This window comes from Winogradskyella sp. A2, from assembly GCF_046762865.1.
Classification (GTDB): Bacteria; Bacteroidota; Bacteroidia; order Flavobacteriales; family Flavobacteriaceae; genus Winogradskyella.
On the sequence record NZ_JBKQXM010000001.1, the window covers coordinates 666537 to 681309 of the forward strand.

Genomic DNA, 14773 nt, shown 5'->3' on the forward strand with positions numbered 1-14773 from the left:
TCTGTTGTAGTCAAATCAAAATTTCAAAAATGAAGATCAAGTTAATAATATTCATATTTTCTCTATCATTTAGTTTTTCAAGTCTCTGTGCCCAAGAGCGTAAAAAAGACACTATTGATGATCAGGTAGTAAATGTGGTTAGACCCTATCAACCAACAATTTCAGATGCGTTTAAAATTAAGGATACACCTAAGCTGAGTGATTCTAACTCAGTTAAGAAAAAAGAGGTTAAGTACAATATATTTTCAATACCTGTTGCGTCTACTTTTACACCTGCTAAAGGAAAGGCCGCTAATGTAGATAAAGCTAAAGCTATTAAGTTGTATGATAATTATGCATCATTAGGTGTTGGCACATATACTACCGTACTTGGTGAAGTATATTTAAATCATGAAATAAATAGTAGCGAAAATGTAGGTGGATATTTCAGTCACCATTCATCACAAGGTGGTATTGAAGATTTGTTATTGGATGATGATTTTGCAAAGACAAGTCTAAATGCTCATTACTCACAAAAGTTACGTGATTTCTCGTGGAAGATAGATGCAGGTTTTGATGTGCAATCTTATAATTGGTATGGGCTACCTCAAAACTTTTTCGGTACGGCTGAAGCAAATACTATTGATCCAGGCCATTCGTTTAGTGGATTTAATATTGGTGGTAAATTAAAATTTGAGGATGCTATCGTTAATGATGGTAGTGTAAGATTCCGTCGATTTACCGATAATCAAGATTCTGGAGAAAATAGATTTATTGCAAAGACCAGTTTTGATGTACCAATCCAAGATGAGCATATTGCCACTGAATTTTACATTGATTATTTAGGTGGTAGTTTTGACAATACCTATACTACTGAAGATGAATTAAGATATGGTAATACAACCTTTGGGTTATCACCTTCATATCAGTTAAACCAAGACGACCTTACGGTTAATCTTGGTGTGAGTTTAGTTTATTTAAATGCTAATGAATTTGATGATAATAAGTTCTTTATCTACCCAAATATTGAAGCATCTTATAGATTAGTAGATGAGATATTAATATCATATGGAGGGATTAAGGGATCTCTGATTCAGAATTCATATTATGATTTTGCCAATGAGAATCCATTTGTATCACCTACATTGTTCGTAGCACCGACAGATCAACGCTATAATGCATTTATTGGTTTAAAGGGAAAATTGTCTAATAATGTAAGTTACAATATTAAGGGTAATTATTTTGCAGAAGAAAATAAGGCTTTGTTCAAAGCCAATGATGCGCAAACATTAGCAACAAGAGATTATCAGTATGGTAATTCTTTTGGTGTAGTTTATGATGATGTCACGACATTTTCGGTTGCTGGTGAATTAAATATTGATGTGAATAGAAACTTCACTTTGGGTGTTAAAGGTGAGTATTTTAATTATAGCACTGATACACAAGCTGAAGCATGGAACTTACCGGATATTACGGGTTCAATTTTTATGGATGTTCAAATTTCAGAAAAGTGGTACGCTGGTGCGAGTGCTTTTTACGTTGGTGAACGTAAAGATCAATTACTATTGGTTGGCACTCTAATTTTCCCAGACCCAACTCCAATAAAATTAGATAGTTATTTTGATGCTAATGCCCATTTAGGTTATAAAATCAATGATCAATTATCAGTTTTTGCAAAGGTGAATAATATTGCAAATCAAGATTATCAGAGGTATTTAAATTTCCCGGTTCAAGGAATTCAGGCATTGGCTGGTGCTACTTATCAATTTGACTTCTAAAGATCAATTAGAAAGTAATACTTTTTGGATTGTCCGCCTTTAAAATCAAAATTGAACAATAAAGAATTTAAAAAACAGGACTTACAAGCAATTGTAAAGTTTTATAATTTTAATTGTGCTAAATAATCAAAATGTTCACCGTCCATTACTTTTGTGCATTTTAGACCAACTTCTGTAGTGGCCAATTTAAGTGTATTAAAGTCTAAATAAAGCCATTTCATTGGTACTTCTTCTTCACCTTTATAGCTGAGGTAATAATGTAGTTCGCCAGGATAACTAGCATTTAAATCAATCCAAGTTCCACCATTTTCATCTTCATACATATAAGAAATATCAGAAGAGTCAATTAGAATTTGTCCATTGGGTTTTAAAAGGGTTTTTAAATGCTTCAAATATTTTGTCAATTGAGATAATTCTTGAAAAATTCCAGTACCATTCATCAATATTAGAATAGTATCAAAGATTTGCGATTCTTCTAGTAGTGGTATTAGTTGAGCATTTTTAACGCCTCGTGTTAAAGCAACTTCAATAGCACCTTTAGAATTGTCAATGGCTTTTACATCAAAGCCTTTTTGTTGTAAATACAAACTATGACTACCAGCACCACAGCCAACATCAAGGATATTTCCCTTACTTAATTGCAGAGCTTTTTGTTCTATTTTTGGCATTTCAACAAATTCTCTAAATAAATAGCGAAGCGGTAGCACATCTTTATCTGAAATATTGGTCCAGGTAATAATATCTTCAGTATACTTCTTATTGAAGTAATCTAACAAAGCTTTTCCGAAAATATCTTTATTTATTTTCATTTCTTAGTTATAGTAATTTAATGGTATAAATTGTATTTTAACATTCAATTTTAATTGTTACATGCAAGACCAAATCGATAAACTTCCAAAACTTGCCAAAGATAAGCATAACGAGAACAAAGCATTTTTTAAGAAGTTAAAGAAGAAACCACCTAAGCAGTTAGACTATTTAATGCAAGAGTTGCACGAAGCAGAATTTGAACATACGGATTGTTTAGAATGTGCTAACTGTTGTAAAACTACAGGACCTTTGTTTACTGATAAGGACATTCAACGAATTGCTGGCCACTTTAAAATGAAGGCGCAAAAGTTTATCGAAGCTTATTTAAGAATTGATGAGGAAAATGACTATGTCTTACAATCGGTTCCATGTGCGTTTTTAGGCGCAGATAATTACTGTTCTATTTATGAGGTTAGACCAAAGGCTTGTAAAGAATTTCCTCATACAGACAGAAAAAAGTTTCAGCAAATTTCTAATCTTACGTTAAAGAACGTGGCTATTTGTCCTGCAGCCTTTAATATTGTTGAAGAAATGAAAAAACGTATTCAAAATTAGTACATTATTATTGGAATAATTTTTGATTTAATGAATGCAAAAAAAGCTATGAAAAAACACTTTACTTTATCCTTGATTTTCATTCTAAGCATATCATATGTATCAGCTCAACAATGGATGAAATCTTTAGATATTGCTCAGAAGTTAGCTCTTGTTCAAAACAAAATGGTTTTAATGGTTTGGGAAGAGTCTACATACTATCAATATCCTGTTGTTGTTAAAAGTGATAGAGGTAGATACCTTGTTATACCAAACCTTTTTTCTGATGAAGAAATTAGTCCATTAATATGGAAGAATTTTGTACCTGTAATCGTAAGTGAAGATGAGTATGCCGATTTATATATGAAAATTAAGGGGAAACGAAAACAAAGCTATATCGATAAGTTTAATGATGACTCTATTAAAATAATGGACATTAATGGCAACATATTAAATGTCAATAGTTTCACAGAAGAGCTTCAAAATATTACCAAAATTATAGAAAGGTATGCACTCAACACTAAGTTTATATCTAATGAACTCACTAACTATTATAAAGAAAAATCTTTTTATTCAGCATATTTTTTAGCATCTAAGTATTTAGATTTAACGCTATATGTGAGGGAAGATACCAGATCTAAAATTATTGATTTGTCTAATATCTATTTAGAAGAAGCAAAACGATTTGTGCAATCTGGGAATTTGGATGGAAGAGAGTCACTTTTATTAAGATGTGAGTTATTGAAGATACAAGAATACTTGCTTTTAAAACGTCCTAAGAAAGTATTGAGGTTACTTAAAAAGCTTGATGAGGGACAAAACGCTGAAAATAATGAAGCCTTTTTAGCCTTTCTTTATTATACAGCACATAAGAGTTTGGGAGATGATGAAGAAGCCGAAATGTGGAAAAGTAAAGTTTCTTCAGTAAATTTGAAAAAAGCAGAAAAAATCATAAATCTAAATATATAAATTATTGGAAACGATAATCAATTATTTTGAAACTATTCCGTCCTCACATAGAAGTATAATTTTAGTTGGAGGGCTAGCATTCTTTTGGATTTTAGAAAGTGGTGTGCCCTTGTTTAAGTTTAAATATAAGAAATGGCAACATGCCGTACCAAATTTATTTTTCACCCTAACCACTATTATTATAAACTTTAGTTTGGCATGGTTACTCTTGGGTACTTCAGATTGGGTGGTTGCAAATAACTATGGTATCCTAAATTTGTTGCCAGAAATGCCATTATGGTCGTATGCATTATTGGGGGTTTTATTACTTGATTTTTTTGGTGCATACTTAGCGCATTATGTTGAGCATAAAGTAAAACCATTGTGGATGGTTCATTTAGTCCATCATACAGATCATAAAGTAGATACAACAACGGCAAATAGACACCATCCTATAGAAAGTGTGATTCGGTTTGCATTTACTTTACTAGGTGTGTTTTTAGTAGGTACTCCTATAGCATTAGTGTTTTTATACCAATCGATGTCTTTGGTATTTACGCAATTTACTCACGCTAATATCAAAATGTCTAAAGAGTTTGACAAATTTTTAAGCTATGTAATAGTATCACCAGATATGCACAAAACGCATCATCATTATAGATTGCCATATACAGATTCTAATTATGGAAATATTTTTAGTATTTGGGATAGGTTGTTCGGTACTTATCTTTATTTAGATAGAGAAAAGTTGGTTTATGGTGTAGATGTTTTTCCAGATGAGGTTAAAAACGGAAACATTAAAGATTTATTAAAACAGCCTTTTCAGAAGTATGAGAAACCTACATTTTCAGCTGATGTTGAGAAGTAATTTTTTTATCATTATTCTCTTTTTGTTTATGAGCTGCACAGCACCACCGAAAATAGATATACAAGGACACAGGGGATGTCGTGGCTTATATCCTGAAAATTCACTGCCAGCATTTAAAAAAGCTATTGATTTGGGTGTAAATACTTTAGAAATGGATATTTCAATTTCTAAGGATAATAGGGTTGTGGTTTCTCACGAACCTTTTATGAATCCTATAATTTGCTTCAACTCTAATGGAGATGAAATACCTGAAGAAGATGCCATGAGTTATAACTTATATGCCATGGATTATGAAGAGATTAAGAAGTATGATTGTGGTACAAAAGTTCATCCTACTTTTCCAGATCAAAAAAATCAAAAGACTTTTAAACCTCTTTTGGGTGATATTTTTGAGCTTGTTGACTCCATGAATGCTGCTGTGAGGTTCAATATCGAGTTAAAATCATTACCAAAACATTATGGCGAGTATACACCCTATCCGAAAGAGTATGTTTCGATTGTTTTGTATGAAATAGAAAAATCAGGTTTTATGTTTGAGGTTAATTTACAATCTTTCGACCTTAATATACTAGAGGAAATAAAAATACAAAGTCCTAAAATGCCGGTTGCCTTGCTCGTAGATGAAGGTGAGAACATAGATGATAAACTCTTGTCATTGACTTATAAACCTGAAATTATTAGCCCACACTATAAACTTTTGACATCTGATATTGTAGCAGAATTCCAATCCGTAGGATATAGGATTATACCATGGACAATTAATGATGCAAAAGACTTGAGAGAAATGATTAGTTTTCAAGTGGACGGTATCATTACTGACTATCCTGATCGATTAATTAAACTGCTCAAAATTTAAAGTTATTAACAGGTTTATTAACAAAATAGACCGTTCTTCTATTTTTTTTGTATTTCGTAGGATTTCTTGTACAATTTGCTGGAATAAAACTATGTTTGGATAGGATTGATTAATTACTGTTGAGTGAACGATAATGTTTAACTTAATAGTTTACTTTGAAAAATTTAATACGGATTTGCATCGTAGTTGTACTCGTTTTTTTATTGAGTTTTACACTTCAGGCTCAAGAACACTACGCTAAACTCGAGAAAAATAGAAATATACAAGCTAAGGATTTAGTTCATGAACTCAATGAAACTAAAGATACCTTAATTCTTAAAAGTGAAAAGAAGATTAACTATTTGTATACCATTAATAAGGATTATACTAGAGAGTTAGAATTTAAGATAAACGATACATCATTTCAACTTCCCTTAAATAAATTATCAGTTGGTAAACATGTTTTGGTGGCTGTTCAATCGCCAAAGCGCATTGTGTTTGTTGTAAGAGTATTAAAGGAAATTCCAAAAACTAAAACAGTACACACTACCGAAAAAAAGATAAGTACTTCTGTACCTGTTAAAGTAGTTGCAGTAGGCAATAATTAATCATGCAAAGGATACAATAGATAAGCTTTTCTAGTTTTATTAAATTGTTCTATACCTTCTTGCCAAGTCACTTTAATTTGAGATTCGCTTAATCCTGCTTCAATTTGTTGCTGTAATTTTGCAGTGCCAGCATGTGTTGTAAAGCTAGCGGTATTAAAGACCTTAGACTTATCTATAGCATTATTATAGGCATCAATAATATACTTAAGGGTAAATTGTCTTTTTGCATGTACTTTAGATAAATCTGTACCATAGCAAAATTCATCTTTGTGCTTAGGGTATTTAGAACCAAAATTTGGTTTTGGAGTATAACTAAACATATAATTTGTCTTGTCTAAAAATGGTGCGCCATAACGTTGAAACTGAAACTCAGTTCCACGACCCGCATTTATATTGGTCCCTTCAAACAAACCTAAACTTGGGTATAAGATTATAGATTGATCGTTTGGTAAATTTGGTGAAGGTCTAATGGGTAAACTATAGCTCCTGTCGTGCGTATAGTTTTCAATTTCTATAATAGTAATATTACATTTCACTCCATTATTTAGCCAACCTTCGCCATTAATCATTTGAGCATATTCTCCAATAGTCATACCATGAACTATAGGAACAGGATGCATACCTAAAAAACTACTGTGTTCTTTTTCTAAAACAGGTCCATCAATGTAATTGCCATTTGGATTAGGACGGTCTAAAATTAATAGGGGAATATTTTGTTCAGCACAAGCTTCCATAACATAGTGTAAGGTAGATATATATGTATAGAACCGTACACCCACATCTTGTATGTCAAAAACCATTATGTCTAAGTCTTCTACCTTTTGTTTTGTAGGTTTTTTATGTTTTCCATGAAGTGAAAAAATAGGTAATTGTGTTTTGGTATCAATGCCATCTTTTACAGCTTCGCCAGCATCAGCAGTACCTCTAAATCCATGCTCTGGTGAGAATACTTTTTTAACATTAATGTTTAATTCTATTAGAGAATCAACAATGTGTTTATAGTTTAAGACATTAAACTTCCGTATCTTTTTTCTAAATATAACCGAAGTCTGATTGGCCACAATACCAACACGTTTTCCTTTGAGTAAAGGTAAGTATTGTTCGGTTTGGTTAGCACCAACAATAATCGGTTTATCAATTAGTTTTATAGTTTTATCATCCTGAACTTGTTTCAGGACTTTATCATTAGAAGAGACATTATTTTTAGTTTCAGAACCGCAAGAAATTGCTACTAAAACAAATAATAAAACTGTATTTTTGATAACCTTAAAACGCATATATAGGTTTGAATTTCGAGTTGTTTATAGCTAAACGTATTATTGGTAATAAAACGTATAAAAGTAGTGTTTCAGCACCAATAATTAAAATTGGTATTGCGGCCATTGCTATCGGCATAATTGTCATGTTAATAGCGATTGCGACTGGTTTTGGCCTGCAACAGAAAATCAGAGATAAGGTTGTTGCCTTTAATGGTCATATTGAAATTACAAATTATGACACTAATGCTTCAGATGAATCTCAGGTACCAATTTCACTTAAACAAGATTTTTATCCTAAGTTTAAAAGTATCGATGGCATTAGTCATGTACAAGGTGTGGCGACAAAATTTGCTGTAATAAGAACTGAAACAGACTTTGAAGGTGTTGTTGTAAAAGGTGTTGGTTCAGATTATAATTGGGAACACTTTAAGGAATTCTTGGTAGGAGGAAGGCTTCCGGATTTTTCTGGTAAGCGTAACGAAGAAATTTTAATATCAGAATACCTTGCAAATCGATTAGGGTTTAAAGTCGGTGATAAGTTTCAAACATTGTTTGGTGATAATCTAAATAAGTTACCCAATATAATGAACTATGAGGTTGTTGGCATATATAATTCGGGTTTTCAAGAATTGGATGAGAAATTTTGCATTGCAGACATTAGACATATACAAAGACTTAATAAATGGGAGACCAATCAAGTGGGTAATTTTGAAGTATTCATAGAAGATTTCAGATTATTGGAGGAGAAAACAAAAGCTGTTTACCAAGAAATTCCGTCTCTACTAAATGCAACAGCTGTGAATCAAAAGTATTATACAGTTTTTGAATGGATTAAGATTTTTGATAATAACACCTATGGTATTATTGTAATTATGATCATCGTGGCAGGGATCAATATGATTACAGCCTTATTAGTTTTAATATTAGAGCGCACAACAATGATTGGTATTTTAAAAGCATTAGGGTCATCTAACTGGAGTATTAGAAAAGTTTTTCTTTATAATGCCTCTTATCTGATTGGACTTGGCTTATTATGGGGAAATCTAATAGGGTTGGGGCTATTATTGGCTCAGAAGTATTTTAAACTTTTCCCTTTAGATCCAGACACCTATTATGTATCTGAAGCTCCTGTTTATTTAAGTTTAGATTATATATTATACCTCAACTTAGGTACGTTTATTGCTTGTTTGCTTATGCTAATGATACCATCAATAATCGTAGCTAAAATATCTCCAATAAAAGCTATTAGATTTGACTAATTGGTAAAATAAAAACATAAGCAAGTTTTAACTTATAACTTCTTACAATTAGCTTAAATTTGCACCGCAAAAGAAAATTATGGATTACGCTGAAAATATATTAGAAACAATTGGTAACACACCTTTAGTGAAGATGAACAAGTTGGTAGAGGATTTGCCATGTATGGTTTTAGCAAAATATGAAACATTTAATCCTGGTAATTCTGTTAAAGATAGAATGGCGTTGCAGATGATAGAAGATGCTGAAGCAGATGGAAGATTAAAACCAGGAGGAACAATAATTGAAGGGACTTCAGGAAATACTGGGATGGGACTCGCCTTAGTAGCCATAGTAAAAGGGTACAAATGTATTTTTGTTATTAGCGATAAGCAGTCTAAAGAAAAAATGGATGTCTTAAGAGCTGTAGGTGCTGAAGTTATCGTTTGCCCAACTGATGTAGAACCAGACGATCCGAGAAGTTATTATTCTGTTTCAGAGCGATTAGGTAGAGAAACACCTAACTCATGGTATGTAAACCAGTATGACAATCCAAGTAACTGCAAAGCGCACTTTAAAACAACTGGTCCAGAAATTTGGGAACAGACTGATGGAAAGGTGACACACTTTGTGGTTGGCGTAGGCACTGGAGGTACAATTTCTGGTGTAGGTAGTTATTTAAAAATGAAGAATCCAAATGTAAAAGTTTGGGGTGTTGACACTTACGGTTCAGTATTTAAGAAATATCATGAAACCGGAATTTTTGATGAAAAGGAAATTTATCCATACGTCACTGAAGGAATAGGTGAAGATATATTACCGGCAAATGTAAATTTTGATATCATAGATGGTTTTACCAAAGTGACTGATAAAGATGCTGCCGTTTATACTCAAAAACTAGCCAAAGAAGAGGGCATGTTTTTAGGTAACTCTGCAGGTGCTGCTATTAAAGGTGTATTGCAGTTAAAAGAACATTTTAAACCAGAGGATGTAGTGGTGGTTCTCTTTCACGACCATGGAAGCCGTTATGTTGGTAAAATGTTTAACGACGACTGGATGCGCAAAATGGGATACATTGAATAACAAATAATTATTCAGTATCGTGAGAATAATCCTTTCTCCAAACCTCCCTTACAATATTGTTCTCACTATTTATATATTCAAGGGTAAGAATTCCATTGTAAATGTTAAACTCAGAGGTTAGTAATTCACCAGTTGAGTTTTCAAAATTCAATTCGTAACTAGGGGTGCTAATAAAGAAATGACCATTTGATTCTGTAACATTGCTCAGAGTATAAAGTCCCATTAAATCTTCAAAATTATTATCTTCTGAAAAAACCAATGACTCTTCTCCAACTTCAAGGGGCAAACCATCATTCAATACACGACCTTCTAATTCCCATTCTCCAATAAAATCGGCAATGGCAGAATATTGAGATCCTTCGTCATCCTTACAACTTGAAAGAACGATTAGAGCTAGAATGAATAAATATATACGATTCATAAGTAAATTTTATTTTAAAGGTATGAATTTCAATAAAAATTGTCAAGAATTTAATTTAATATATTAATTAACAGAGTGTTGCATTAATTATGTTGTAAGAAAAAGTATATAAATGCTTTTTTGTAGAATGTTGAAGGTGAAGTAGTTGTTATAAAAAACACTTAAAAAATTTGGATTTTAGTCAAATTATGGCATATATTCGCTAAAATGCATATTTTATCGATAAAGTGCATTACCCTAAATCTAAAATAATAAACAATGAAAGTAGAGCAACTGTCCCTAACAGATGCGACCTGGCATGATGTGGTACCTACTATAGGTTTAAAAGCAAGTATCTTATTGCTTTTTATTTCACCAACATTCAAAGGAAAAAGAGAATTAATTAAGAACTTAAAAGAGTTACATCCTGATGCTGCAATCATGGGATGTTCAACAGCAGGAGAAATTTCTGGTGTTAACGTAAATGACAGCAGTGTTTCACTAACGGCAATAGAGCTGGAAAAAACGGCACATACACTTGAAACTGTAAAGGTAAAATCTATGGATGACAGTTTCAATGCTGGTGCTGAATTAGCTAACAAACTAAAGTCTAATGGACTAAAGCATGTTTTGGTACTCAGTGATGGACTTAATGTTAACGGTGCGGATTTAGTGGAAGGTTTAAAAAGCATTCTTCCTGAAACAAGTATAACTGGTGGTTTAGCGGGAGATTCTGGAAATTTTAAAGAAACATTCGTTGTAGCCAATGATACTATCGCCAACAAGACTATTGTTGGTATAGGTTTTTATGGAAATAAATTAGAGGTGGGTTTTAACTCCAAAGGCGGATGGGATAGTTTTGGTATTGACAGACTCGTTACCAAGTCAGATAAGAACGTTCTTTATGAACTAGATGGATTACCTGCTTTAGAATTGTACAAGTCATTTTTAGGAGATAATGCAAAAAATTTACCAAGTTCTGGTTTATTGTTCCCTCTAAGTATGAGAGTTAATGATTATGATATACCTGTTGTGCGAACAATTTTGGCTGTTAACGAAGAAGATCAAAGCTTAACCTTTGCAGGCAATATACCCGAAGGATCATATGTACGATTAATGAAAGCCAATATCGATAGACTTATCATTGGAGCAGAAGATTCGGCTAAAGGAGCGAATAAAATATCAAATGAGAATACACAATTGGCAATTTTAATTAGTTGTGTTGGTAGGCGATTTGTCCTAAAGCAACTTGTAGAAGAAGAAGTTGAGGTAGTCCAAGATATTGTTGGATCTAATTCCAAAATTACAGGATTTTATTCCTATGGTGAAATTGCGCCATTTGGCAAATTTTCACCATGTGAATTGCATAACCAAACCATGACTATTACTACATTGTCAGAATGCTAGAAAAAGGCCAACATAGACTTCTAAAACGGCAAATCCGTAAAGCCAACTTCAACGAAGATGAAAAGGAAAAATTCAAGGAATTCTTCGATGCGGTCAATGATGCCTATAATAGTTTTGATGCCGATGTAAAACACATTGAAATTATTCTAGAGCGAAGTTCTAATGAGCTATTTAAATTAAATCAAACATTAAGGTCTAGGGTTGATAATGTAGAGAATGAGTTAGATACCATTGTCAATACAATAGAGGATGTCATATTTAAAACAGATATGCAAGGGAATTTCAAATATTTGAATAAGGCTTGGGAAGATTTGACTGGCATACCGATAAAAGAGGCACTTAATAAAAAGTGCAGAAATAAATTATTTGGTAAAAATGATACAGAAAAAGAACGGATAAAAGGGTTTCTATCAGAGGGAATGAATGACTATTCTGCCCTTTTTGAATATCATAAACCGAATGGAGAAAAATTGTGGATAGATCTAAAGTTAGAACTTATACAAGATTCTGAAGGTAATAATGTAGGTACAATAGGTACAATGATAGATGTTACACAATTAAAGGAAACTGAGATTCAATTAAACGAGGCCAATAAAACTAAAGATGCATTCTTATCGACTATGTCTCATGAGATTAGGACGCCATTAAATGCCGTAATAGGAATGTCAGAGATTCTGTTAATGGAAAAGTTTCTGCCAGAGCAATTTGAAAATTTGCAAGTTCTAAAATATTCAAGTGAACATTTATTAGCCTTAATTAATGATTTGTTGGATTTAAACAGATATAAATCCAATGAAATTAAAATAGTTGAGAAAGATTTCAATTTAACAGAATTTGTTCAAAACATACATCTGCATTTTAAACAGACTGCCATTAAAGAAGAACTTGGATTTGAAATTATAATGGATAGTAACTTGCCAAATGTAATTAAAGGGGATAGCCTTAAACTCTCTCAGGTGCTTAAAAACCTGTTAAGTAATGCCTTTAAATTTACACATGAAGGAGGTATTTCATTTTTTGTTGAGCTCATTGAGAAATTTGAAGAGGAATGCAAAATTCGCTTTATTGTTGAGGATACAGGAATAGGAGTTTCGTACAATAAGCAAAAGGATATTTTTAAAAGTTTTGTGCAAGCCAATGATAATACTTCGATTTTATATGGTGGATCTGGTTTAGGTTTATACATATGTAAGGAAATTCTTAATATTCAAGGGAGTGAATTACATTTACAAAGTCAAAAGGGAGCTGGCTCAGCATTTTGGTTTGATATTTTATTTAAATACTCTGATGAAAAGTCAGTTTCAAAAAAGAGTAACATTGCAAAGACTGATAAAATAGATTTAAAGGTATTGATTGCCGAGGACAACAATCTCAATATTCTATTACTCAAAAAACTGTTATCCAGATGGTCGGTAGATTATGTAATTACTAACGATGGTCAAGAATTATTAGATGTCTACAGTCAAAATGATTTTGATTTAATATTAATGGATCTGCAAATGCCTGTTTTAGATGGTTACGAGACCACAAGAGAAATAAGAAACATCAGTGATGAAACTAAAGCTTCAATTCCAATTATTGCATTAACTGCATTTGCTGAGTCCGAGGTCAGCGCCAAGATTGAACGCTATAAGATGAATGGCTACCTAAGTAAACCATTTGATGTAAACGAACTACATAGGCTACTGAGTTTTTATAGTAAAGAAAAACAAGAAGCTGTTTAGTTTTAGAGCATTTCTTTTACTATTTTCGGGTAATGCAAGAAGAATTCCTTCATTACATTTGGAAGCATAAGGCCTTTACTTCAACTCATTGCAATACTGCGCAAGGAGAGTCTATTTATATAAAGAAATTAGGGCAGCACAATTATAATTCGGGTCCAGATTTTTTTAATGCTCAAATTACAATTGCAGACCAGTTATGGGCAGGTAATGTAGAAATACATATCAAATCCTCAGATTGGTATGTTCATAATCATGAACGCGATAAGGCCTATGATAATGTGATACTTCACGTTGTTTGGGATCATGATGCAGAAATCTTTAGAAAAGATAATTCCGTAATTCCAACTTTGGAATTAAGGCATTATGTTGATGAAACTCTATTAAACAACTATAAGGATTTGATAAAATCAAAATCCTGGATCAATTGTGAGAAAGATTTTAATGAGGTTAACGATTTCATTTTAGATAATTGGTTGGAAAGACTTTATTTTGAAAGGCTTCAAGGAAAATCTAGTACAATACAAGAACTTTTAAAACAATCACATAACGATTGGGAATCCGTACTTTTTAAATTACTGCTAAAAAATTTCGGACTTAAGGTAAACGGCGAACCCATGTTAAGTTTGGCTAACTCTATCGATTATTCAGTAATTAGAAAGGTAAGGTATAATTGTTTGGATATAGAGGCTTTGTTATTCGGTCAAGCAGGATTGTTAGATGTTGATTCTGAAGATTCATATCTTCATGACTTAAAACAGCGCTATATATTTTTAAGACAAAAGTTTCAATTATCAAATAAAGGAGTATTGCCATTGCAATTTTTTAGACTGAGACCATTAAATTTCCCCACAATAAGAATATCTCAAGCTGTTAATCTGTATTTTAAGGAGGATAGCTTGTTTTCAAAATTAATAGCCTTAAGGACAAAAGAAGAAATCTATGACTTATTTGATGTTAGTACGACAGAGTATTGGAAAAGCCATTATACGTTTTTTAAAAAGTCTAAACCAACTAAAAAAACATTGACAAAATCATTTATCGACCTTTTAATTATCAATACGATTATCCCTTTAAAATTTGCATATGCAAATTCTAATGGAAAATTCATTGAAGAAGAATTACTAGAATTGATTAAATCCATAAAATTAGAGCGTAATAGTATTGTAGATAAATTTTTTACTTTAAAAAAGTTTGATAAAGACGCATGTAATTCTCAAGCTTTATTGCAATTAAAACAAGAATATTGTGATAAAAATAAATGCTTAGAGTGCGCTATTGGAAACAGTCTAATCATTAAAAATTAA

At 32.1% G+C, this 14773-nt stretch carries 14 protein-coding genes; 11 read left to right on the forward strand and 3 right to left on the reverse strand.

From position 1 onward, the window contains the following. Positions 1–29 precede the first annotated feature (29 nt). Positions 30–1757, forward strand: coding sequence for a TonB-dependent receptor (locus ACFWV9_RS02975; protein WP_411893747.1), 1728 nt, complete (start codon positions 30–32; stop codon positions 1755–1757). A gap of 101 nt (positions 1758–1858) precedes the next feature. On the opposite strand, the gene ACFWV9_RS02980 is transcribed toward ACFWV9_RS02975, so the two are convergent. After that, positions 1859–2566 (reverse strand): class I SAM-dependent methyltransferase, encoded by a 708-nt coding sequence (locus ACFWV9_RS02980; protein ID WP_411893748.1) that lies wholly within the window; start codon positions 2564–2566, stop codon positions 1859–1861. Between the two features lie 61 nt (positions 2567–2627). Here ACFWV9_RS02980 and ACFWV9_RS02985 point away from each other — a divergent pair, with 61 nt between their 5' ends. The 5 genes from ACFWV9_RS02985 to ACFWV9_RS03005 all read left to right on the forward strand — a co-directional run bounded on the left by ACFWV9_RS02985 (position 2628) and on the right by ACFWV9_RS03005 (position 6360). Then, positions 2628–3122 carry a YkgJ family cysteine cluster protein gene (locus ACFWV9_RS02985; protein ID WP_411893749.1) on the forward strand — a complete coding sequence of 165 codons (495 nt, stop codon included), beginning with the start codon at positions 2628–2630 and terminating at the stop codon, positions 3120–3122. 30 nt (positions 3123–3152) lie between these two features. Next, entirely contained in the window at positions 3153–4070 is a 918-nt protein-coding gene (locus tag ACFWV9_RS02990) for a hypothetical protein (protein WP_411893750.1), read from the forward strand. A gap of 4 nt (positions 4071–4074) precedes the next feature. Then, the gene (locus tag ACFWV9_RS02995) at positions 4075–4917 is read left to right on the forward strand and encodes a sterol desaturase family protein (RefSeq protein WP_411893751.1); all 843 of its coding nucleotides are present in this window, start codon (positions 4075–4077) and stop codon (positions 4915–4917) included. Positions 4918–4945: 28 nt separating this feature from the next. After that, positions 4946–5773, forward strand: a complete 828-nt coding sequence (locus ACFWV9_RS03000) for a glycerophosphodiester phosphodiesterase family protein (protein WP_411893752.1) — start codon at positions 4946–4948, stop codon at positions 5771–5773. A 155-nt stretch (positions 5774–5928) separates the two neighbouring features. Then, positions 5929–6360, forward strand: coding sequence for a hypothetical protein (locus ACFWV9_RS03005; RefSeq protein ID WP_411893753.1), 432 nt, complete (start codon positions 5929–5931; stop codon positions 6358–6360). Here ACFWV9_RS03005 and ACFWV9_RS03010 read toward each other — a convergent pair. Continuing rightward, positions 6357–7637 (reverse strand): exo-beta-N-acetylmuramidase NamZ domain-containing protein, encoded by a 1281-nt coding sequence (locus tag ACFWV9_RS03010; RefSeq protein ID WP_411893754.1) that lies wholly within the window; start codon positions 7635–7637, stop codon positions 6357–6359. The two genes, ACFWV9_RS03005 and ACFWV9_RS03010, sit on opposite strands and share 4 nt — an antisense overlap. An 8-nt stretch (positions 7638–7645) precedes the next feature. Here ACFWV9_RS03010 and ACFWV9_RS03015 point away from each other — a divergent pair, with 8 nt between their 5' ends. Beyond that, positions 7646–8878, forward strand: coding sequence for an ABC transporter permease (locus ACFWV9_RS03015; protein WP_411893755.1), 1233 nt, complete (start codon positions 7646–7648; stop codon positions 8876–8878). 79 nt (positions 8879–8957) lie between these two features. Then, positions 8958–9938, forward strand: a complete 981-nt coding sequence (locus tag ACFWV9_RS03020) for a PLP-dependent cysteine synthase family protein (protein ID WP_411893756.1) — start codon at positions 8958–8960, stop codon at positions 9936–9938. Between the two features lie 7 nt (positions 9939–9945). Here the strand turns inward: ACFWV9_RS03020 and ACFWV9_RS03025 are convergent, their stop codons facing one another. Then, positions 9946–10359, reverse strand: coding sequence for a hypothetical protein (locus ACFWV9_RS03025; protein ID WP_411893757.1), 414 nt, complete (start codon positions 10357–10359; stop codon positions 9946–9948). 258 nt (positions 10360–10617) lie between these two features. Between ACFWV9_RS03025 and ACFWV9_RS03030 the strand changes: the two genes are divergently transcribed. From ACFWV9_RS03030 to ACFWV9_RS03040, 3 genes are read left to right on the forward strand one after another with little or no spacing between them, the layout of a single operon-like run. After that, positions 10618–11745: an FIST signal transduction protein gene (locus ACFWV9_RS03030; protein WP_411893758.1), complete on the forward strand. Its 1128-nt coding sequence runs from the start codon at positions 10618–10620 to the stop codon at positions 11743–11745. Beyond that, the gene (locus ACFWV9_RS03035) at positions 11739–13469 is read left to right on the forward strand and encodes a response regulator (RefSeq protein ID WP_411893759.1); all 1731 of its coding nucleotides are present in this window, start codon (positions 11739–11741) and stop codon (positions 13467–13469) included. The genes ACFWV9_RS03030 and ACFWV9_RS03035 overlap by 7 nt, the downstream gene beginning before the upstream one ends. A gap of 32 nt (positions 13470–13501) precedes the next feature. Then, positions 13502–14773 carry a DUF2851 family protein gene (locus tag ACFWV9_RS03040; protein WP_411893760.1) on the forward strand — a complete coding sequence of 424 codons (1272 nt, stop codon included), beginning with the start codon at positions 13502–13504 and terminating at the stop codon, positions 14771–14773.

Coding starts and splice junctions, on each gene's coding strand:
- ACFWV9_RS03030 (WP_411893758.1), top strand. CDS start 10,618: ATGAAAGTAGAGCAACTGTCCCTAACAGATGCGACCTGGCATGATGTG.
- ACFWV9_RS03020 (WP_411893756.1), top strand. CDS start 8,958: ATGGATTACGCTGAAAATATATTAGAAACAATTGGTAACACACCTTTA.
- ACFWV9_RS02990 (WP_411893750.1), top strand. CDS start 3,153: ATGAATGCAAAAAAAGCTATGAAAAAACACTTTACTTTATCCTTGATT.
- ACFWV9_RS03000 (WP_411893752.1), top strand. CDS start 4,946: ATGAGCTGCACAGCACCACCGAAAATAGATATACAAGGACACAGGGGA.
- ACFWV9_RS03010 (WP_411893754.1), bottom strand. CDS start 7,637: ATGCGTTTTAAGGTTATCAAAAATACAGTTTTATTATTTGTTTTAGTA.
- ACFWV9_RS02985 (WP_411893749.1), top strand. CDS start 2,628: ATGCAAGACCAAATCGATAAACTTCCAAAACTTGCCAAAGATAAGCAT.
- ACFWV9_RS02980 (WP_411893748.1), bottom strand. CDS start 2,566: ATGAAAATAAATAAAGATATTTTCGGAAAAGCTTTGTTAGATTACTTC.
- ACFWV9_RS02975 (WP_411893747.1), top strand. CDS start 30: ATGAAGATCAAGTTAATAATATTCATATTTTCTCTATCATTTAGTTTT.
- ACFWV9_RS03025 (WP_411893757.1), bottom strand. CDS start 10,359: ATGAATCGTATATATTTATTCATTCTAGCTCTAATCGTTCTTTCAAGT.
- ACFWV9_RS03040 (WP_411893760.1), top strand. CDS start 13,502: ATGCAAGAAGAATTCCTTCATTACATTTGGAAGCATAAGGCCTTTACT.
- ACFWV9_RS03035 (WP_411893759.1), top strand. CDS start 11,739: ATGCTAGAAAAAGGCCAACATAGACTTCTAAAACGGCAAATCCGTAAA.